Source organism: Photobacterium sp. GJ3, from assembly GCF_018199995.1.
In the GTDB taxonomy this organism is placed as follows: domain Bacteria; phylum Pseudomonadota; class Gammaproteobacteria; order Enterobacterales; family Vibrionaceae; genus Photobacterium.
This window is the reverse complement of the sequence record NZ_CP073578.1, coordinates 1,711,892-1,731,646: the sequence shown is the minus strand read 5'-3', so window position 1 is coordinate 1,731,646 and position 19,755 is coordinate 1,711,892. Positions and strand designations below refer to the sequence as shown.

The following is a 19,755-nucleotide window of genomic DNA, read 5'->3' as shown; positions in this document are numbered from 1 at the left end:
TACTGCATCTTGGCAGTCGGTCAAACAAAAACTTGCATGTGCTACTTGGTATGTGGCACCACTGAACATAGGATCAATGAATGCCTGTAATTACACTTCCTGACGGCAGTCAACGCCAGTTTGATAACCCGGTTTCGACGATGGACGTTGCGCTATCAATCGGTCCTGGTCTGGCGAAAGCCTGTATTGCCGGCCGTGTTGATGGTACCCGTGTTGATGCGTCTGATCTGATTGAGCACGACGCTAATCTGGAAATTATCACCACGAAAGACGATGACGGTCTGGAAATCGTTCGCCACTCTTGTGCTCACCTGCTCGGTCATGCGATCAAGCAACTGTATCCTGATGTGAAAATGGCGATCGGCCCAACAATTGATTCCGGCTTCTATTACGATGTCGATTTGGAGCAGCCGCTGACCACCGAAGATCTGGAAAAGATCGAAAAACGTATGGTCGAGCTGGCGAAAACCAAATACGAAGTCATCAAGAAGAAAGTCAGTTGGCAGGAAGCGCGAGATACCTTTGAATCTCGCGGCGAACCTTACAAAATGGAAATTCTGGACGAGAACGTTTCGCGCGATGATCGCCCGGGTTTGTACCATCACGAAGAATATATCGACATGTGCCGCGGCCCGCACGTGCCGAATATGAGTTTCTGTCAGCACTTTAAACTGCTGAATATTGCTGGCGCATACTGGCGCGGAAACAGCGACAACAAGATGCTTCAGCGGATCTACGGCACTGCATTCCACGACAAAAAGGCGCTGAAAGCGCATCTGACTCGTCTGGAAGAAGCCGCGAAGCGTGACCACCGTAAACTGGGTAAGCAGCTTGATTTGTATCATATGCAGCAAGAAGCACCCGGCATGGTGTTCTGGCACCATAATGGTTGGACTGTGTTCCGTGAGCTGGAAGTCTTCGTTCGCGACAAACTGACTGAATATGATTATCAGGAAGTGAAAGGTCCGCTGATGATGGACCGCGTGCTGTGGGAACGTTCTGGCCACTGGGACAAATATGCGGAGAACATGTTCACGACTGAGTCTGAAAAGCGTGAGTATGCGATCAAGCCAATGAACTGTCCGGGCCATGTTCAGATCTTCAATCAGGGGCTGAAATCTTACCGTGACTTGCCATTGCGTATGGCTGAGTTCGGCAGTTGCCACCGTAACGAGCCGTCAGGCGCGTTGCATGGTCTGATGCGTGTCCGTGGTTTTACGCAGGATGATGCCCACATTTTCTGTACCGAGAATCAGGTACAAGAAGAAGTGACTTCCTGTATTAAGATGGTTTACGACACCTATGAAACATTTGGTTTCAATAATATTGTTGTGAAATTGTCGACTCGTCCTGAAAAGCGTGTGGGTTCTGACGAAATGTGGGATCGCGCTGAATCTGACCTGAAAATTGCACTGGAATCGATGAGCATTCCTTATGAAATTCAGGAAGGTGAGGGGGCATTCTACGGTCCGAAGATCGAATTTACGCTGCATGACTGTCTGGATCGTGCTTGGCAGTGCGGAACAGTTCAGCTAGACTTTGCTCTGCCTGAGCGTTTGGGTGCCACTTATGTCGGTGAAGATAACGAACGTCACACACCTGTGATGATTCACCGCGCGATTCTGGGTTCACTTGAGCGTTTCATCGGTATCCTCATTGAAGAATACGCGGGTTATTTCCCAACCTGGTTGGCGCCACAACAAGCAGTCGTCATGAATATTACTGACAGCCAGTCAGAATATGTACGTGAAGTTGTAGAAAAACTGCAAAAAAGTGGCATCAGAGTCAACGCGGACTTGAGAAATGAGAAAATAGGCTTTAAAATCCGCGAACATACTTTGAAGCGAGTTCCGTATATGCTTGTTTGTGGCGACAAAGAAGTCGAAGCAGGCGAGATTGCGGTTCGTACTCGCAAGGGTAACGATTTGGGTAAATTTAAGATTGATGATTTTGTTGCTTACATGCAGCAAGAAATTAGCAGTCGAAAGCTCAATGTTTTGGAGGAATAAGGTATTAAAGGCGGAAGAAGAACTCAAGCACCAGTTAAGCAAAACCCACACCGTGTCAATGGTGAGATCCGTGGCGTACGCGAAGTTCGTTTAACTGGAATCGATGGCGAATCTATCGGTGTTGTTTCGATTGAAGAAGCAATCAATGCAGCGAATGAAGCTGGTGTCGATCTCGTTGAAATCAGCCCTAATGCCGAGCCACCTGTCTGTCGTGTGATGGACTATGGCAAGTACCTGTTCGAAAAGAGCAAGGCTGCTAAAGAGCAAAAGAAAAAGCAAAAACAAATCCAAGTGAAGGAAGTTAAATTCCGTCCTGGTACAGATGAAGGCGATTATCAGGTAAAACTGCGCAACCTGACTCGCTTTTTAGAAGAGGGCAACAAGGGTAAAGTCACGCTGCGTTTCCGCGGTCGTGAAATGGCCCACCAAGGTCTGGGTATTGACTTGCTCAACCGTATTAAGGATGAACTGGCCGACATCGCTGTCGTCGAGAGCTTCCCGACTAGGGTTGAAGGTCGCCAAATGACCATGATGCTTGCCCCTAAGAAGAAGTAATTCAGGCCTTCAAGTAGCACAAAGCGCTGCTGAACGCAGCGCTTTTTGTTCGCCTGATTACTATGTTATTCACTATCAACAATGCGGAGTCTCATCATGCCTAAGATGAAATCCAACAAAGGTGCTGCTAAGCGTTTCAAGAAAACTGCTGGTGGTTTTAAGTACAAGCGTGCGACTAAGCGTCACATCCTGACTAAGCGTACTACTAAGAACAAGCGTCAGCTACGTCCAAACTCTATCCTTCCAGCATGTGAAGTGGCAGCAGTTGCACGTATGCTTCCGTTCGCTTAATTGTTTTTGGTTTTCGTTTAATTTTAGTTAGGAGTTTCCTATGCCTCGCGTAAAACGTGGTGTACAAGCACGTGCACGTCACAAAAAAGTTCTTAAACAAGCTAAAGGTTACTACGGTGCACGTTCACGTGTATATCGCGTAGCTTTCCAAGCAGTTACTAAAGCCGGTCAATACGCTTACCGTGACCGTCGCAACAAGAAACGTACTTTCCGTCAACTGTGGATTGCACGTATCAACGCTGCGGCACGTCAAAACGACATGACCTACAGCACTTTCATCAACGGTCTGAAGAAAGCATCTATCGAAATCGATCGTAAGATCCTGGCTGATATCGCTGTTTTCGACAAAGCGACTTTCACCGTTCTGGTTGAAAAAGCGAAAGCTGCACTGTAATTTCAGTTCAGTTTGATGGAAAAGGAGAGCTTCGGCTCTCCTTTTTTCTTTGGTTTGTCCAAAGCGTTCTATTGATATCAATCGCAGTTCATCATTGGTCACCCTAACTTGTTCAAATGCTTGAAAACTGCGTTAGATTTTTTTGATGGTAGAATCACAACATATCGAAAAAAATCTGCCTTGTTCTCAAACATTTCTCCAGCGCTATTCTGATCACACTCACTGACTTTGAATGGCATGATTCCTTTGCTGTATACACCTGTTCGCAGCAACCTCGTTCCTTTATGACTTCGTTTGCTCTGCTGAAAAACGCAGCACTTAAATCTCTCTTTGTCTAAATAATAACTATTTTCATTTAATCGGATGCGCTGCTGGGATAATATTCGGTCGGTTTATCTATTCTCAGGTTAAATTTTTGATAAAAATGATGTTATTTAGGCTAAGTAGCTGCTCAGCAGCGGTTCTGCTCGCGTTGTCTTCTTCTGTCACGTCGGCGAGTCAATTGACTGAAAACATGTCTGGTGTTGAAACCATCGATGTTATCGGTGAACGGATGACCAAACCTGTCGTATTGACCCAGCCGGGTGAAGTCACCATGACTCTGGATGAAATTGAGGCGCTTCAGCCAACAAATCTTGCTGAGCTGGCAGATGCCATTCCAGGGGTGAGTATTGATGGGGGCGCGCGTTCCAGTGGTGAACGTATCAATATCTGGGGTTTTTCTGATCCCGATGACATCAATATTATGGTAGACGGCGCCCCGATTGGATTTCAGCAATATCGTTACGGCAGCTTTTTCTTCGATCCAGCATTGATCAGTGAAGTGTATCTGACCAAAGGAGCGCATGAAGTCCGCACCGGTAATGGTGGTTTTGGCGGCACCATGCAACTGACAACCAAGGATGCATCTGATTTCTTGCGGGGCAGTGATACCTTCGGGGTGCGTTTGCAAGCTGGCTATCACACGAACGATGATTTGCAACGCTACAGCGCGACGGTTTACGGATTACTGGGGGAAAACTGGCAGTATCTGGTGAACGGGGTTTTCCGTGAATCAGAGGATGTCACGCTCGGTGATGGAGAACAACTGGCGTATTCCGCTTACGAGCAGCAAAACATGCTGGCCAAACTGACTTACGAAAGCCTGAATCATCGTGTCATGCTGAGCCACAGCCGTTATGAGGATACCGGGCAGAAACCATGGGCAACACGACGGGATAAGATGCCGGAGATCATGGATCGGCTGATTGATAAGTACGGTTCTTACGAGCAAGCATTGTATGCCTATACCGTAGATAATACGTTCACGGATGAAACGACCACCTTTAATTATCAGTATTCTCCGATGAGTCCGTGGGTTGATGTCGAATTGGTTCTGGCACACTCGAGTAACGAACGTCACTGGATCCGCCCAGACATCGCCTGGAAAAACATGTACGTCAGCGTTGGGAACTACGGTCATGAATCCTGGCTGAGTTACAGTCGCGATTATGCCAGCCTGACCAACACTGCCCAATTGGGCAAGCATGTCGTTGAAACCGGATTGCAGTACAAATCGATCGACCGAAACTCCCATGTGTACAATAAAAGTGCAGCGAAGAGTGAAAATAAAAATTATGGCTACTACACGCCATATTTTGAGCCTTCCGGAACGCAGGATACCTATTCTTTCTATCTCAAAGATGATTATCACCTGGCCGATCAATGGCTGATTACGCCTTCTATTCGGTATGACTATATTGTCAGTGAAGGGAAGGGGAATCTGGCGAGTGATTATAGCGACCCGGAAGCTGGCCATGATTACAGCGAAGTGACTCATCGTGGCTGGAGTCCCCGTTTGGCGATTAATTACCAGTGGCTGCCGACCACAGAATTTAACTTTGCTTATGCTTACAGCCTGAAAGCCCCAAGTATTGATGATCTTTACTCGGTTCAGTATGCCCGTGCGAGCAAAGCTATCAGCAGCAGCCGCGATCTGGAGCCGGAACGTATCCATGCCTATAAGTTAGGCGCGCTGCATCAGGAAAAAGGTTTCCTGACCAATGGAGACCACCTTGCAGCCGAGCTGACGCTGCACTGGAATCAGGTTGAAAATGATGTCGCGCAGCGCCGGCGAGAAAAATCGACGGAGCAGTTACAGGGCTGGCGTACGAATCTGGATGGTTACCATATTTATGGTGCAGATTTCCGGGCCTTTTATCGTCTGAATGGCTGGTATACGGATTTATCCGCCAGTCTGCTGCGTGGGAAACATGAAGGCTCGTTGGCAGACAGCACCGGCAGGAATGAGTACATGCCGGGTATTGCACCGCTCAATGTGAACCTGGGGTTGGGTTATGAGTGGTATGAAGGACTGACAACTGGCTGGGCAGTACGTTGGTACGATGAACAGCACAGAACCACACCGAAAGATGATTTGTTCTATCCATCCGTGCCGAGTAACTCGTATACACTGCAGGAGCTCTATGCGGAGTGGCTACCGGTTCCTTCGAATCAGGATTTTATCACCCGACTCGCGGTGAAAAATCTGACGGATCGGTATGACGAACCTTATTTGTCATCCGGCGTCGCGGGTCCAGGGCGTGATCTTCGTCTGACGGTTGCCTACAAATGGTGATGCCATTGCGCTGAGGGGAGCGCGTCCGGCTCCCTGATTTACGGGAGTCGGAGGGATAACGAGGCAAAGTGATTGTACAAAGGAAGGGATTCCTGACTTTCATTGGTCAAGCTGGTAATTTTTTTAAGCAAATACACCGCTAAGTCGCGATTGCGTTTGGATTTAGCACCAGCTTTCTTTAATATGTATCGTTACGCGAATTTATCATCTCCCTTGAAGGACGCCACCTGAGTGTGGATGAGGAAACGATGCAACATCTAGAAGAGATTATTGCCAACGCAACGGCAGCAATTGAGCAGGCTGATTCAGTCGCTGCTCTGGACGAAGTCCGTGTCCAGTATATGGGTAAAAAGGGTGAACTGACCCTACAACTGCAAAGCTTGGGTAAATTGCCACCTGAAGAGCGTCGCGAAGCCGGTCAGCAGATCAATCTGGCGAAGCAGGCTGTTCAGCAGGCAATTGCCGCACGTAAAGATGCACTTCAGCGCGCTGAGCTGGAAGCCAAACTGGCTGCAGAAACCATCGACGTCAGCCTGCCGGGCCGCCGTATTGAAAATGGTGGTTTGCATCCGGTGACCCGCACCATGGAGCGCATTGAAAGCTTCTTTGGTGAATTGGGTTTTACTGTTGAGTCCGGCCCGGAAATCGAAGATGGTTTCCATAACTTTGATGCACTGAATATTGCCAAAGATCACCCGGCTCGTACCGATCACGATACCTTCTTCTTCAATCCTGATCTGATGCTGCGTACGCACACTTCTGGTGTGCAGATCCGTACGATGGAAGCCAGCCAGCCGCCGCTGCGCTTTATTGCGCCGGGCCGTGTTTACCGGAACGATTACGACCAGACTCACACCCCAATGTTCCATCAGGTGGAAGGGATGCTGGTTGATGAAAACGTCAACTTTGCACAGCTGAAAGGGATTCTGCACGATTTTCTGAAAAACTTCTTCGAGGAAGATTTGGAAATTCGTTTCCGTCCTTCATATTTCCCGTTTACAGAGCCTTCAGCTGAAGTGGATGTTCGTCGTAAAGGTGGTAAGTGGCTGGAAATCCTAGGCTGCGGTATGGTTCACCCTAATGTATTGCGCGCTGTAAACATCGACCCGGAAAAATACTCTGGCTTTGCCTTTGGTATTGGTGTCGAGCGTCTGACCATGCTGCGTTATGGCGTGAATGACCTGCGTGCATTCTTCGAAAACGATCTTCGTTTCCTGAAACAGTTCAAGTAAGCATTAGGGGCTAGCAAATTATGAAATTCTCTGAATCTTGGCTACGCGAGTGGGTGAATCCTGCGAACAACAGCGAAGAACTAGCTCACCAGATCACCATGGCGGGCCTGGAAGTTGATGGTATTGACCCTGTTGCAGGCAGCTTTAGCGGTGTCAAAGTCGGTCAGGTCGTTGAATGTGGTCAGCATCCAGATGCAGACAAACTGCGTGTCACCAAAGTTGATGTGGGTGAAGCAGAACTGCTGGATATCGTCTGCGGCGCACCAAACTGCCGTCAGGGCCTGAAAGTTGCAGTGGCAACTGTGGGCGCTGTTCTGCCAGGCGATTTCAAAATCAAAAAAGCGAAACTGCGTGGTCAGCCTTCACACGGCATGCTGTGTTCTTTCTCTGAATTAGGCATTGATGTGGATTCGGATGGCATTCTGGAACTGCCGGAAAGTGCTGTGATCGGCACGGATTTCCGCGAATTCCTGAGCCTGAATGATGTCATCATTGATGTTGATCTCACACCAAACCGTGCCGATTGCCTGAGCATTGCCGGTCTGGCACGTGAAGTGGGTGTTCTGAACCGTGCCGCGGTGACTGAACCTGTATTTGACGTGGTTGCACCTGCGATTGACGACACAATCTCCATTGAAGTCAAAGCACCGGAAGCTTGCCCGCGTTATCAGGGCCGCATTATTCGCAATGTGAACGTGAAAGCTGAATCCCCGCTGTGGCTGCAGGAAAAACTGCGTCGTTGTGGTGTTCGTTCGATCGATCCGATTGTTGATATCACCAACTACGTAATGCTTGAACTGGGTCAGCCAATGCATGCGTTCGATCTGAATCAGATCGACGGCGGTATTATTGTGCGCATGGCAGAGCAGGGCGAGAAACTGACGCTGCTGGATGGGACTGAAGCTGAACTGAACAGCGACACGCTGGTGATTGCGGATCAGTCTAAAGCGCTGGCTATGGCGGGTATTTTTGGTGGTGAGCACTCTGGTGTGAGCGAAAACACCAAAGATGTTCTGCTGGAGTGTGCTTTCTTCGCCCCGGATACGATTCGTGGCCGTGCCCGCAGCTATGGCTTGCATACGGATTCGTCACACCGTTTTGAGCGTGGTGTTGATGCTGCGCTGCAAACGAAAGCGATGGAGCGGGCAACTGCGCTGCTGGTTGAAATCTGTGGTGGTGACGTTGCGCCGATCGTTGAAGCAGAGTCTGAACAACATCTGCCGGAACAACGCAGTATTATTCTGCGCCGCACCAAACTGGACAACTTGCTGGGCCACTTTGTTTCTGACGAAGATGTCGTGGAAATTCTGGGCCGTCTGGGCTGTATTGTTGAGCCGACAAATTCTGGCTGGCGTGCGGTCGCACCAAGCTGGCGTTTTGACCTGGCTATTGAAGAGGATCTGGTTGAGGAAGTTGGTCGTATTTACGGATACAACAATATCCCGACTCAGTCACCTGTTGCTGCCCTGAGCATGAACCTGCATCAGGAAGCCAATCAGCCGCTGAAACGTGTTCGGGACCTGCTGGTTGACCGGGGTTACCACGAAGCAATTACGTACAGCTTTGTTGAACCTGAGCAACAGAAACTGATTGTGCCGGATGTCGATGCGATCATTCTGCCGCACCCGATTTCTGCCGAAATGTCTGCGATGCGCCTGAGCTTGTGGCCTGGCCTGCTGAATACGGTTGCGTTCAACCAGAAGCGTCAGCAGCCACGTGTTCGTCTGTTTGAATCAGGTATGCGTTTTATTCCGGACGCATCTGCTGAAAATGGTATCCGTCAGGAAACCATGCTGGCTGGTGTGATTGCCGGTACCCGTAGTGAAGAGCATTGGGACATCGCGACAAACACCGTTGATTTCTTTGATCTGAAAGGTGATCTGGAAGCGGTTCTGGAACTGACTTCGAAAAATGCTGACTTTACGTTCAAGGCTGCGAAGCATCCGGCATTGCACCCGGGTCAGTCTGCTGCAATCTTGATTGATGGCAAAGAAGTTGGCTTTATCGGTACGGTTCATCCGGAGCTGGAGCGTAAGTTCGATCTGAATGGTCGTACCATTGTTTTCGAAATCGAGTGGCAGGCCGTTGCAAGCCGTGCGATTCCACAGGCAAAACCGGTTTCTAAGTTCCCGGCCAACCGTCGTGATATCGCTGTTGTTGTGGCAGAAGAAATTGCCGCGGGTGATATTATTGAAGCATGCCGCATGAACGGCGGAGATCTGCTGACCGATGTGAACCTGTTCGACGTGTACCGTGGTAAAGGTGTGGAAGAAGGGAAGAAGAGCCTGGCGATCGCACTTTATCTGCAATCTGCGGAGCGTACCCTGGAAGAAGCAGATATTCACACAGCAGTTGAAGCAATCGTCGCTGTGTTGGGTGAGCGCTTTGGCGCCAGCTTACGTGACTAAGCTTCTGTATTTCATTTGAAATTGATGAAAAAGCAGCCATGATGGCTGCTTTTTTTTGATTTTTTTCCAGAGAAAGCTAAGATTCTGATAAATAGTAAAAATTCCTTATACGCTTAACTTTATCAGTCATATTGACTGGTATGGGTGGTTTTTTTGGCATTTATTGTTGTCGGATTGCAAGTTTAAGCACAACCAGATGCATGTTGTCATGCTTTTTCGGTATATTTAAATCAAGGGTTTGACGATAAGTTTACCTAAAAAAGTTGGCGGAAATCAGCTAGTTGGCATAAACTTGTGACTAGTTAAGGTCAGCCACTGATGTGACGTCTATAATGCATTTAAATGCATAGTAGGAAACCTGACTAATAATGGCTAATTCGCAGTAAGCATATTCGGATATGCTTACTAATCGTTCAACATAGTCTTGAGGGAGTTATCTATGGCGCTCACAAAAGCCGATTTGGCTGAGAACCTGTTTGAGAATGTGGGACTAAGCAAACGGGACGCCAAGGATACGGTGGAAGTCTTCTTCGAAGAGATCAGAAAGGCACTTGAAAGTGGCGAACAGGTGAAATTATCTGGCTTTGGTAATTTTGATCTGCGTGACAAGAATGAGCGGCCTGGAAGAAACCCGAAAACCGGTGAAGATATTCCAATTTCGGCTCGTCGAGTGGTGACATTTCGCCCGGGCCAGAAGCTTAAAGCACGCGTTGAGAATATCAAAATCGAAAAGTAAGCGGTTTAAGTTCTAAAGACCCAAGTAAGGGATGTACTTACTTGGGTTTTTCATTTGTGCGTATGCACTGTTCTCCCTTCGTATCCAGCGTCATAGCGTCCAGACCTTTCTGTTGTCTCATTCTTCACCGTTCGACCCAAGATGTTGTTGAAACTATGTAGCCAAGATGTATAGTGAATGCAGTTTATTTCGCTGAAATTATGTCAATTTTTGGTGTTCTTGGTTATTTATCTGCATCTGCTGCATAAAACCTTCATTCAAGAACATCACATGGCAAGGACGAGGAGGTTCAATGACTTTGCTAGCGGCTGTTCAACAAGGGGATTTCCTTTCTGCAACGCTGAATCTTTCAGCACCTTTTGAAGCAGGCCAGTGGCAACTGGACAATGGCGTTCGCTGCAATTTAGCCGCGCGTGGTGTGCTGACCGTGACGCCCCCTTCGCTGTCAGTTGACAGCAAAGATATCATTCTCTCTTCTGGGGTTCATGGTGATGAAACTGGGCCAATCGAGCTTCTTCAGAAGATGGTTAAACAAATCATGCTGGGCGAATTGGTACCAAAACACCGTTTGCTACTCATGATTGGACACCCGCAGGCAATTAACGCGCACACCCGTTTTATTGATGAAAACATGAACCGGCTATTCGCGGGTGTGAATGAAGAAACCAATGTGGATCGCACTCAGGCGAACCGTCTGATGGAAGCCGTGGATGATTTTTATCAGCATTCACCGCAGCCAAATGCCGAGCGCTGGCATCTGGATTTACACAGTGCGATTCGCGATTCTGCACACTATACCTTTGCAGTCAGCCCTTACAGTGAGAAGAAGACCCGGGGTCTGGCGCTCTTTAATTTCCTGCATCATGCTGAAATCGAAGCCATGATGCTTTCAGGTTCAGCTTCACCGACATTCAGCTGGTACAGCGCGCACTATTATGGCGCTCAGGCACTGACGATGGAGCTGGGCCGGGTCGCCCGTTTTGGGGAAAATGACTTGCAGCGCCTGGACGCATTTCATCAGGCGATGCTGGCATTGGTTTCAAAAGATGCACTGGCAGCCTACGATGGCGACAAAGAAGTCTGTGTCTATCGGGTGACACGGACTTTAACTAAGCGGACAGAGGGCTTTTCATTTACCTTCCCGGCCAATCAGGCCAATTTCACCTACTTCCCGGAAGGTGAACTGCTGGGCTCAGATGCAGGTGAAACTTTTATTGCTGCGAAAGGCGGGGAGTCCGTGGTATTTCCAAATCCGAATGTTGCTTTGGGGCAGCGCGCTTGTCTTCTGGTGCAACAGGCCGAGATTGAATTGTCGGATCAAGTGATCGCCAAAATCTGAGTTTATCTCCGTTATTTTTAAGCGTCACACTGAAAAAGCAAGCCAACGGAAACGGCTTGCTTTTCATTTTATGCCAGACACTGTATGTTTCCCCTCTGAGTTCATCCATCGAAAATAATCAAATTCATGCACTTAGAGCGTACATTGCAGCAGCGGCAATGGAAATGGAAAGTCAGTTTCTGGCTGGTCGCAATTTTACTGGTGATCTGCGGCTTATTGTCCCTGTCGGTTGGCGAAATTTGGATGCTGCCCTGGATGCCTCAGGGAGAGCTGGAAAAACAATTACTCTGGCAGCTTCGTATGCCGCGTTTGATTGCGGCAATGGCAATTGGTGCGGCGTTAGCGGCCTCAGGCGCTGTGTTACAGGTGTTACTCGGAAACCCGCTTGCTGAGCCGGGTGTTCTGGGGATCTCGGGCGGAGCGAGTCTGGCGTTAGTCATTTTACTCTTTCTTTTACCCTGGGTTCCCGGTCCCTGGCTGACCATGCTGGTTGCCATGGGAGGGGCGCTTGTTTTTACCTTTCTGCTGGTCAGTTTGGCGCGGATGCGTCGGGTGTCGACCACAAGGTTGCTGCTGATTGGCGTGGCGCTGGGGATATTATCGGGCGCTGTGGTGACTTGGGCATTCTATTTCAGTGATGATCTCAGTCAGCGGCAATTGATGTATTGGCTGATGGGGAGCGTCGGGGGCGTGAGCTGGTCGCACTTAAGTGTATTGATATTACTTTTCCCTGCCTTGGTCTGGCTTTGTACCCGTGGCAAGCAGCTGGACGTGCTGATGCTGGGCGACATTCATGCTCGTCAGCTCGGACTGGATGTTCCGGCTTTACGCTGGCGGTTGATCTTGGTGATCGCATTGCTTGTCGGGGCTTCTGTGGCGCTGGCGGGCGTGATTGGATTTATTGGTCTGGTGATTCCGCATTTACTGCGACTGGCTTTGGGAGCGGAGAATCGATTCTTATTGCCTCTGTCCGCAGGCTTTGGCGCGTTACTGCTGGCTGTTGCTGATGTTCTTGCCCGTGTGGCACTCCCAACAGCAGAATTACCTGTGGGTGTCGTCACGACAACATTGGGAGCACCTGTGTTTATCTGGATGTTGCTGCGGTCACAGGTGGAGTAAACCGGATGACAATCACAAACAATACGGAAACTATCCTGCAGGCAGAAAATATCGCAATGCCGCCACGCTTATTGCCCTTAAGTTTTTCCGTTCGCCGGGGTGAGGTGATTCATTTTATCGGGCCGAATGGCAGCGGGAAAAGCACGGCTATTCAGTGTCTGTCTGGTTTATTTCCCTGTCATGGCCAAGTCGCTCTGGCGGGTACATTACTGACTGAGATGAATCTGGCAGATATGGCCAGATATCGCAGTTATCTCTCTCAGCAGGACAAACCGGGCTTCGCCGTGGGTGTGTATCAGTATCTGCAGCTGTCTGTTTCTGCGTTGCCTGAGCCTGGTTCAGACATGATCCATCAGGCTATTCTGTCGGTAAGTGCATGGTTATCCATCACGGATAAGCTGACAAGGCATATTCAGCAATTGTCGGGTGGGGAATGGCAGCGGGTCAGAATCGCGGCGGCATGCCTTCAAATCTGGCCATCACTGAATCCAGAAGGGTGTTTACTTCTGCTGGATGAACCTGCAACGGCATTGGATATCGGACAGGAAGCGGCTTTGTATCGATTACTGTCTTATCTGTCTGAACAGGGGATTGCGATTGTTATGGCGAATCACGATTTGAACCGGGCACTGAGGCACGCGGATCGGGTTTTATTGCTGAAAGGTGGTTCTTGTGTTGCGAAGGGAAGCCCGGATCAGGTGATGACCGTGCCGTGTCTTGAGGGAACCTTTGCCACGAAAGTAGAGCAGGTCCAATTGCAGGATCGTATCGGGTTGTTTTTTCACTGAGCTGATTTTATTGGAGGGTTCGAATCAAATGAGAGGTCCTGATTGCTGTAAGAATCATCAGTTAAGTCAAAACAATGAGAAAAGGCTTGTACTTCCTGTCAGGATTTGGATAATGCGCAACGTCTTCTGAGACAAGCTTCAATTCAGGCGCGTTGGCAGAGTGGCTATGCAGCGGATTGCAAATCCGTGGACCTCGGTTCGACTCCGGGACGCGCCTCCATTCATCTTCTTTTCTCAGTCCTATTGATTCAAATTGTCTGCGCTTCGTTCGCAAACAAAAGCCCGCAGAACGGGCTTTGTTGTCGATCACGCAGGTTTTGCCGTCCAGGCCGAGCACCAGCCCTTCACATTGACAGTATGGCCCGGGAAAATTGAACACGGACGCCATTCATCACCTTCATTACCTTGTAACAATATACAGTTACCGCAGTGTTGATCTTCCTGAGGAGACTGATGGGTATATTTCAGTGCGGCAGCTTGTGCATTATCTTCAGCCAAGTGAGGCAGTTCTTCACTGGCCAGAACCTGGCGCCTTAAGACCTGATCACCTAAGGTGAGACCAATAATGCCCGCCATGGTCAGACGCAGAAAACGTCGACGGTCTGTTGATCCTTTCATGAGGATTATCCTTTATCGTTGTTTTGCTCACATGCCGTTCACGCAAAAATCAGGTGAACGGGGTAATTGTGGGAAAGAATTCAGGATTCTGCTAAGAAAACACCGTGTTAAGTTTTTGTCATCACGGATAGTTTTGCTGGCAAGCTGGAGAACAGCCTGGCTTATCGCTGCATTGAAGCTCCTGGTAAAGGCATGACTTTTTTCAAGAAGTTATCATGTTTAACAAATTTGTTGTTGCAACATTTTATTTACATTCTATGCTGTGTGCCTTGATTAAAGATGTCCGGGATAAAGGAAAATTGATGAATCTGTTGTTAGTTGATGTCGATGGCGCATTGGTGGATTTCAAAGAAATCGACAGAGACTGCTTTGTTCGGGCAGTGGAAGCGGTACTCTGCATTACTTTAGATAAATCACGTTATCAGGAAAGGGTTGAAACCGATCCGGCGCTGCTGGATGAAATCTTGCTTCATTTTCCCACAAGCACGAGTCGTTCGATGGTTCACAGACAGGTCGAAGAACAGTATCTGTCATATTTGGGTGAGCAGTTAAATGCTTTGCCTGAACGCGCTTCCCTGATGTGTGGCGGCCGGGAGTTTCTGGAGCAGATGAAACAGCGACAGGATACACATATTGCCATTACCAGCAGCGGTTGGGCGTCCGCCAGTCGTCTGAAGCTTCAAGCTGTGGGTATTGATGTGGGGCGGATGACGTTTGCATCGTCCTCAGATGCGACAAGCCGGACCGAGATTATGGCGCTGGCAGCCTTTCGGGCAAAGCAGGATACAGGCATGACATTTAAACGACGGATTGTTTTTGCTGAAGGGGAGTGGAATCACCGGGCCTCTCAGGAACTGGGCTATGACTTTGTGGCTGTCGGGAGAAAACTCAGTCATCAGCTCCATATTCCCAGCCTGAGTTACTTTCAGGCTGTATTGTCCCGTCTGAATATGTCCTAATCAAATCGTGGGAGGCTATCTTAAAAATGCTGACAGTATGCAAGCGTTTGGTGTAATTTTGCTTGCTGTTACCTGCTCTGTGATAAGTGGGATACAAAGTCAGCTAAAATACCTCGGCAAGAGGATAAACAGGTGATAAAGATGCGTCATTTGTGTTTGGAGCATCAAACTGTCGATGAAGAACTTTTGCCGGTGTTGGATTGTCTTTTACGCTTTACTATTGAGTCAGTGGGGATGGGCGGATCCGATCAAAACCTATTGTTATACAACCTCAGAAACGCGCCGGCCGGATCTGGCGCAGATAATGGCTGCGAACACACCGGAAGTTAGCCTGATGATCTTCCAGTCGATGCTACCTCAGGCAAGCCAGAGTCATGATAAAAGTGTTTTTGTAGACTTGCTTGGTCTGATTGTCCATCACCATCTCTTGCTGGAACACAGTCAGAAAGCTTTGTTCTATCTGGAGCAGGCGAAGCCATTTTTAGACGCTGTACCGGAATCAACCCGGCAGGATTTTTATCGGCTCAGCTTGCAGTGGAAACGGCAGTTTGCTGAACACTAGCGTGGGTAAATTTGATGTTGAGCGAAGAAAATATTGAATTCGGTATCTTCGGCATAGGATCCGACACGGGTCTAGGATAAATTGAGACGATGTTTTTGATGCCATGAACAGGATGGCATCGTGTGAAAGGATCTTTATGGTGTTCAATTTAAGCAGCACTGTGGCTGAAGAGGAAACCATGGCATGGATAGATGCCTGGTTTCTGGAGATTTGGACCAATGCCAGCAGTGCCAGTTTGAGCGCCAACGTGACGGATCCATTTATCTTTCATTTGCCGGGTGGCCGCAGGCAGCAGATTTCACATGAAAGTTATCTGACCTATCTCCAGCTCTGGCGCCAAAAGTTTAAGTCCCTGACCTTTTCTATCGCAGACGTCATCAGTCAACCGCCACTGACGGTGGTCCGGTATCGCTGCCAGGCACAATACCAGGGGGCTGGCTCAGTATTCCGGGGAAGAAGCAAGTCATTCAAATGACAGGCATGATTCAATTTCGGCATGAAGAGGGGCAAATCTCTGAATGCTGGCTGGAAGACAGCAGTTTCGATTTGTACCAGCAACTCACAGGTTATCTGAAGTAATTCACAAATCATTTGTGCTTGAATTTCAAGTTATTCCTGAAAAATGACACGCATTCTGGCCAGAACTGTCAGACTTTTTTGTGCTTGAGAATTTTTTTCAGCATGATTTGAATGTGAAAAAGTTAGACTTGTTTGTGATATAAAGGCTATCGCATAGAATACATCGTGATAAGAAAATTGCTTTTCGCTTTGTCCGAACGATTCCAACTGATTGATGTCTTACTCATAGCAGACTTTTTATAAATTGATACTTATATTTGAAACAAATCAGACTGGCTGGATTTATTTAGTTTTTTGAACATTAATTATTTTATGTAAAAACATTTTTGCCCTGATATTCATACGAATTCTTATCATTAAAATTTATTCATCGACAAGGAGTGTCAACCGCCATTCATGCGCATGGTAATTCTGCGTATGGGAATATGACACAAGTAGTTGAAGGTGAATGTGTGATTTGGGTCAGTAGTAGTCATCATGACAAACAGGTTGAAGCGAAAGAAAACCTGAAGCTTTCGCACAAAGTCGTCGAGATCTCGCCTTACGAGTTATTGTCATCAATGACTGGGCAAGAACTCATATTTCTTGAGGTCATTGACTCGACATCAGAAGGATTTGAACTTTTGCGCGCTGTGAAAAGTCGCTTCCCGGCAGCCAAGGTGGTTGTTGTGTATCATAATCTGGATGGAAATCTGGCTCTGAATGTTTTGAGAGCTGGTGGTGAAGATGTCCTGTCGGCGAATGCGAGCCGACAAGATCTGGAGGAATGTTTCAGCCGATTGCATACACATCATGTTGAGTCTGATGTCGAGCCTGGATTCGAAAACAGGGAAATGTCAATCAGACCTGCGTTAAAGATCATTGATGAAAATCTCAGCTCTCCTTTACGTGAAGAGGATCTGGCCAACGCGTGTCATTATTCTCCAACCTATTTTTCGCGTTTATTCCATAGCATTATGGGGGTGACGCTGAAGCAGTACATCATTAAGAAAAGATTGGATCTGGCTTGTGGATTACTGAGTTCTGACCGTGAGAAAATTTCTCAAATCGCAAACTCGGCAGGATTTAAGGATGTCTCTTATTTCTCACGGGTCTTTAAAAAGCATATGGGATGTTCACCCGGTGAATTTCGGATGCGGAAACATAATCTGAATCATAATTGAACCGGACACACAGAATGAATATCCGTTACAGAGATATGGGTAATATTCAATCTTCTTTATTCTCTTATTCTCTTATTCTCTTATTCCTGCATTACCCGGTAGTGCAGTTTTTTTGCTGTTAGGTTCTCATCCACAAGACAATGATTGATTTCTTATCCAAATTCTGAATCTTTTCCATCAATGTCAAAACTGATACACAAATAAATACAACCCCAGCGCAAAATCTCACCCAGACACTGCTATCTTTATTCAAAAGAAAATCAAAATGCATCGTAGTATTCGGGGGTGTCCCAATGAGATTCACCTTTTTCCTGAAGCGCGTTCTTCCTATTCTTCTCATGAGCTTTGTTTTGCTGAATCAGGCACATGCGGCATCAAGCCGCTTACAGAAAGTGATCGACAGAGGTGTGCTGCGTGTAGGAACGACTGGAGATTGGGGCCCGATGACGATGCGAGATCCCGCCACAAACTTTTACAAAGGATACGATATTGATATCACCACGGAGTTAGCCAAGGATCTTGGCGTCACGGTTGAGTATGTGGCGACAGACTGGAAAGCTCTGGTCAGTGGCATCGTCACGGAAAAATATGATCTGACGGGCAGTGCTGCGCTCAATATTAACCGGGCGAAGATTGTGGGCTATAGTCAGCCTTATTATTATCTGGCCTTTGTCCCGATAACCCAGAAACAATATCAAAGCCGATTCCGGTTTTGGGCTGACTTTAACACGGCAAGCGTGACCGTTGCTTCGCGCCAGAATTCGGTCGAAGAAACCATGGTGAAGGAATTTTTTCCAAAAGCCAGGCAGCGAGTACTGGAAAGCGGAAAGCCTTATCAGGAACTCCTCTCAAACCGTGCCAATGTCATTGTGACGTCCAATATTGAAGCCGCGACACTGACCAGTCGTTTTCCGCAACTGGCGGTGCCTCATGTACAGGGAATGCGTCGGGCGACCCCGCTCGCAATGTTAATGCCCAGAGATGATCAGGTCTGGATTAACTTTATCAATCATTGGATTGAGCTGAAGAAAACGCAGGGTTTTTTTGATCGAATTGCCGAGAAGTGGGGACTGGTTGTGATGGAGATCGAGTAGCTTTCTGAGCGGATAGATAAAACAGCGCTGGATTTCCGCTGTCGCTTTAAGTCAATATGGCATGAGCGACGTGCAGGAGGTGAAAGATGGATTTGTCTCAATATCAAGGATTAATTTTCGACATGGATGGGACGTTGATTGACTCAATGCCTGCTCATTTGGATGCCTGGCAAGCCGCGTGTCAGGCTTTTCAGATCCCTTTCGAGCCAGAATGGCTCCTGAGCCTTGGTGGCTCACCAACGATCAAAACGGCCGGGCTCATGAATGAGAAATACCAGTTGGATCATGATGCAGAAGCTGTCGCAGACGCCAAATGGACATATTTTGACAAGCTTCCTCACAAAGGAGATGTGATCCCGGTGACTTACGATTTGCTGATGCAATACCGGGGTGACAAGAAAATTGCAGTCGGCACGGGGTGCCGAAAGCGCAACGCACTTGAATTGCTGACCGTGACGGATATTTTGCCTTCATTAGATGTGCTCGTCACCGCAGATGATGTCCGAAACCACAAACCTCACCCAGACACTTTTCTGGAAGCGGCAAGGCAAATGGGCCTTTCCCCGCATCAGTGTGTCGTTTTTGAAGATACTGCACTGGGTCGCCGGGCTGCACTTGCGGCAGGAATGGACTGTTTTCTCATCGAAGCGGGGGAAATTAAGGCGTTTACTTCCGTTTCGCAGTTAGATTAGTCAATATTAGAATTGACTAAATTTATGATTCCATGCGACTTATTTTTGATTCATCAGCAATTAATTAATGCGATTTATTTATGGTCGCACTACAATCTTACTGAGGTATTTTTGAGAGGAGATGATCGTGAAAGCCTTAATTAGTCTCGCTGCAGTCTCAGCGGTCTTACTTGCAGGTTGTAGTGCCTCGGTTGACGAGAGAGCCAATGACTTTGTTGATGTCAGTTATTCGCTGTGTGCAGCAAAAGTACAGTCATTCTCTCAGGGAGATGATGGCAAGATCCGGGTCGTCTGTGACAATGACAGCTATTTCTCAGTCAAGAGTCAGCAGACGCTGACCGTGATGAATGAGCTGAATGGCGCTTACTGCCAGGGGAAAGGGTTTAGTCATTTTAATGAGCGTTCGGATTACTACACATTTACGTGCCTGAACGACAAAAACTTTAATATCCCGAAATAACTGAGTGCCCAATCGCTCTGAATGCCAGACTTCACAGAATTGTGGGTCTGGCATCATTTCTCTTTACTTCCCATCCGTTCTTCCTTATTGATCTGCGATACACAATTTTTCTGCTCCCCAAAAGCCTGTCGTAAAAGGAT

The 19,755-nt window shown here is 47.9% G+C and carries 19 protein-coding genes and 1 tRNA gene; 19 read left to right on the top strand and 1 reads right to left on the bottom strand.

The features are described 5' to 3' along the window. The first annotated feature begins 80 nt into the window (after window positions 1–80). The 12 genes from thrS to KDD30_RS07610 all read left to right on the top strand — a co-directional run bounded on the left by thrS (window position 81) and on the right by KDD30_RS07610 (window position 13,708). A complete protein-coding gene (gene thrS / locus KDD30_RS07665; RefSeq protein WP_211649188.1) occupies window positions 81–2,009 on the top strand; it encodes a threonine--tRNA ligase in 1,929 nt (642 codons plus the stop codon). 3 nt (window positions 2,010–2,012) lie between these two features. After that, window positions 2,013–2,564, top strand: a complete 552-nt coding sequence (infC, locus tag KDD30_RS07660) for a translation initiation factor IF-3 (RefSeq protein WP_211649718.1) — start codon at window positions 2,013–2,015, stop codon at window positions 2,562–2,564. A gap of 96 nt (window positions 2,565–2,660) precedes the next feature. Next, window positions 2,661–2,855, top strand: coding sequence for a 50S ribosomal protein L35 (rpmI, locus tag KDD30_RS07655; protein WP_211649181.1), 195 nt, complete (start codon window positions 2,661–2,663; stop codon window positions 2,853–2,855). A gap of 40 nt (window positions 2,856–2,895) precedes the next feature. Next, window positions 2,896–3,249, top strand: coding sequence for a 50S ribosomal protein L20 (rplT, locus tag KDD30_RS07650; RefSeq protein ID WP_027252114.1), 354 nt, complete (start codon window positions 2,896–2,898; stop codon window positions 3,247–3,249). 514 nt (window positions 3,250–3,763) lie between these two features. Further along, window positions 3,764–5,866 carry a TonB-dependent receptor domain-containing protein gene (locus KDD30_RS07645; RefSeq protein ID WP_211649179.1) on the top strand — a complete coding sequence of 701 codons (2,103 nt, stop codon included), beginning with the start codon at window positions 3,764–3,766 and terminating at the stop codon, window positions 5,864–5,866. A 248-nt stretch (window positions 5,867–6,114) separates the two neighbouring features. Then, a complete protein-coding gene (gene pheS / locus KDD30_RS07640; protein WP_211649171.1) occupies window positions 6,115–7,098 on the top strand; it encodes a phenylalanine--tRNA ligase subunit alpha in 984 nt (327 codons plus the stop codon). Window positions 7,099–7,118: 20 nt separating this feature from the next. Then, the gene (pheT, locus tag KDD30_RS07635) at window positions 7,119–9,506 is read left to right on the top strand and encodes a phenylalanine--tRNA ligase subunit beta (protein ID WP_211649162.1); all 2,388 of its coding nucleotides are present in this window, start codon (window positions 7,119–7,121) and stop codon (window positions 9,504–9,506) included. A gap of 439 nt (window positions 9,507–9,945) precedes the next feature. After that, window positions 9,946–10,242, top strand: a complete 297-nt coding sequence (gene ihfA, locus KDD30_RS07630; RefSeq protein WP_211649160.1) for an integration host factor subunit alpha — start codon at window positions 9,946–9,948, stop codon at window positions 10,240–10,242. A 292-nt stretch (window positions 10,243–10,534) separates the two neighbouring features. After that, window positions 10,535–11,581, top strand: coding sequence for a succinylglutamate desuccinylase (locus tag KDD30_RS07625; protein ID WP_211649157.1), 1,047 nt, complete (start codon window positions 10,535–10,537; stop codon window positions 11,579–11,581). A 126-nt stretch (window positions 11,582–11,707) separates the two neighbouring features. After that, window positions 11,708–12,700, top strand: a complete 993-nt coding sequence (gene btuC, locus KDD30_RS07620) for a vitamin B12 ABC transporter permease BtuC (RefSeq protein ID WP_211649155.1) — start codon at window positions 11,708–11,710, stop codon at window positions 12,698–12,700. Between the two features lie 5 nt (window positions 12,701–12,705). Beyond that, entirely contained in the window at window positions 12,706–13,488 is a 783-nt protein-coding gene (gene btuD, locus KDD30_RS07615) for a vitamin B12 ABC transporter ATP-binding protein BtuD (RefSeq protein ID WP_211649153.1), read from the top strand. A 146-nt stretch (window positions 13,489–13,634) separates the two neighbouring features. Then, a tRNA-Cys gene (locus KDD30_RS07610) sits at window positions 13,635–13,708 on the top strand. An 86-nt stretch (window positions 13,709–13,794) separates the two neighbouring features. On the opposite strand, the gene KDD30_RS07605 is transcribed toward KDD30_RS07610, so the two are convergent. After that, complete coding sequence (locus KDD30_RS07605) at window positions 13,795–14,106, bottom strand: high-potential iron-sulfur protein (protein ID WP_211649151.1); 312 nt, start codon at window positions 14,104–14,106, stop codon at window positions 13,795–13,797. A gap of 302 nt (window positions 14,107–14,408) precedes the next feature. On the opposite strand from KDD30_RS07605, the gene KDD30_RS07600 reads away from it, so the two are divergent. The 7 genes from KDD30_RS07600 to KDD30_RS07570 all read left to right on the top strand — a co-directional run bounded on the left by KDD30_RS07600 (window position 14,409) and on the right by KDD30_RS07570 (window position 19,615). Then, a complete protein-coding gene (locus KDD30_RS07600) occupies window positions 14,409–15,065 on the top strand; it encodes a haloacid dehalogenase-like hydrolase (RefSeq protein WP_211649149.1) in 657 nt (218 codons plus the stop codon). Between the two features lie 304 nt (window positions 15,066–15,369). Further along, complete coding sequence (locus tag KDD30_RS07595; protein ID WP_211649147.1) at window positions 15,370–15,627, top strand: hypothetical protein; 258 nt, start codon at window positions 15,370–15,372, stop codon at window positions 15,625–15,627. Window positions 15,628–15,763: 136 nt separating this feature from the next. Continuing rightward, window positions 15,764–16,102, top strand: a complete 339-nt coding sequence (locus KDD30_RS07590) for a nuclear transport factor 2 family protein (protein WP_211649145.1) — start codon at window positions 15,764–15,766, stop codon at window positions 16,100–16,102. A gap of 484 nt (window positions 16,103–16,586) precedes the next feature. Continuing rightward, entirely contained in the window at window positions 16,587–17,369 is a 783-nt protein-coding gene (locus tag KDD30_RS07585; protein ID WP_249199239.1) for a DNA-binding response regulator, read from the top strand. A gap of 311 nt (window positions 17,370–17,680) precedes the next feature. Beyond that, window positions 17,681–18,463: a transporter substrate-binding domain-containing protein gene (locus KDD30_RS07580; RefSeq protein WP_371826088.1), complete on the top strand. Its 783-nt coding sequence runs from the start codon at window positions 17,681–17,683 to the stop codon at window positions 18,461–18,463. 86 nt (window positions 18,464–18,549) lie between these two features. After that, window positions 18,550–19,155, top strand: a complete 606-nt coding sequence (locus KDD30_RS07575) for an HAD family phosphatase (RefSeq protein WP_211649143.1) — start codon at window positions 18,550–18,552, stop codon at window positions 19,153–19,155. A gap of 127 nt (window positions 19,156–19,282) precedes the next feature. Next, complete coding sequence (locus KDD30_RS07570; protein ID WP_211649141.1) at window positions 19,283–19,615, top strand: hypothetical protein; 333 nt, start codon at window positions 19,283–19,285, stop codon at window positions 19,613–19,615. Window positions 19,616–19,755 lie beyond the last annotated feature (140 nt).

Bases quoted from the DNA above. Each gene is read 5' to 3' on its own strand.
- thrS (WP_211649188.1), top strand. From the start codon at position 81: ATGCCTGTAATTACACTTCCTGACGGCAGTCAACGCCAGTTTGATAAC.
- rpmI (WP_211649181.1), top strand. From the start codon at position 2,661: ATGCCTAAGATGAAATCCAACAAAGGTGCTGCTAAGCGTTTCAAGAAA.
- rplT (WP_027252114.1), top strand. From the start codon at position 2,896: ATGCCTCGCGTAAAACGTGGTGTACAAGCACGTGCACGTCACAAAAAA.
- KDD30_RS07645 (WP_211649179.1), top strand. From the start codon at position 3,764: ATGTCTGGTGTTGAAACCATCGATGTTATCGGTGAACGGATGACCAAA.
- pheS (WP_211649171.1), top strand. From the start codon at position 6,115: ATGCAACATCTAGAAGAGATTATTGCCAACGCAACGGCAGCAATTGAG.
- pheT (WP_211649162.1), top strand. From the start codon at position 7,119: ATGAAATTCTCTGAATCTTGGCTACGCGAGTGGGTGAATCCTGCGAAC.
- ihfA (WP_211649160.1), top strand. From the start codon at position 9,946: ATGGCGCTCACAAAAGCCGATTTGGCTGAGAACCTGTTTGAGAATGTG.
- KDD30_RS07625 (WP_211649157.1), top strand. From the start codon at position 10,535: ATGACTTTGCTAGCGGCTGTTCAACAAGGGGATTTCCTTTCTGCAACG.
- btuC (WP_211649155.1), top strand. From the start codon at position 11,708: ATGCACTTAGAGCGTACATTGCAGCAGCGGCAATGGAAATGGAAAGTC.
- btuD (WP_211649153.1), top strand. From the start codon at position 12,706: ATGACAATCACAAACAATACGGAAACTATCCTGCAGGCAGAAAATATC.
- KDD30_RS07605 (WP_211649151.1), bottom strand. From the start codon at position 14,106: ATGAAAGGATCAACAGACCGTCGACGTTTTCTGCGTCTGACCATGGCG.
- KDD30_RS07600 (WP_211649149.1), top strand. From the start codon at position 14,409: ATGAATCTGTTGTTAGTTGATGTCGATGGCGCATTGGTGGATTTCAAA.
- KDD30_RS07595 (WP_211649147.1), top strand. From the start codon at position 15,370: ATGGCTGCGAACACACCGGAAGTTAGCCTGATGATCTTCCAGTCGATG.
- KDD30_RS07590 (WP_211649145.1), top strand. From the start codon at position 15,764: ATGGTGTTCAATTTAAGCAGCACTGTGGCTGAAGAGGAAACCATGGCA.
- KDD30_RS07575 (WP_211649143.1), top strand. From the start codon at position 18,550: ATGGATTTGTCTCAATATCAAGGATTAATTTTCGACATGGATGGGACG.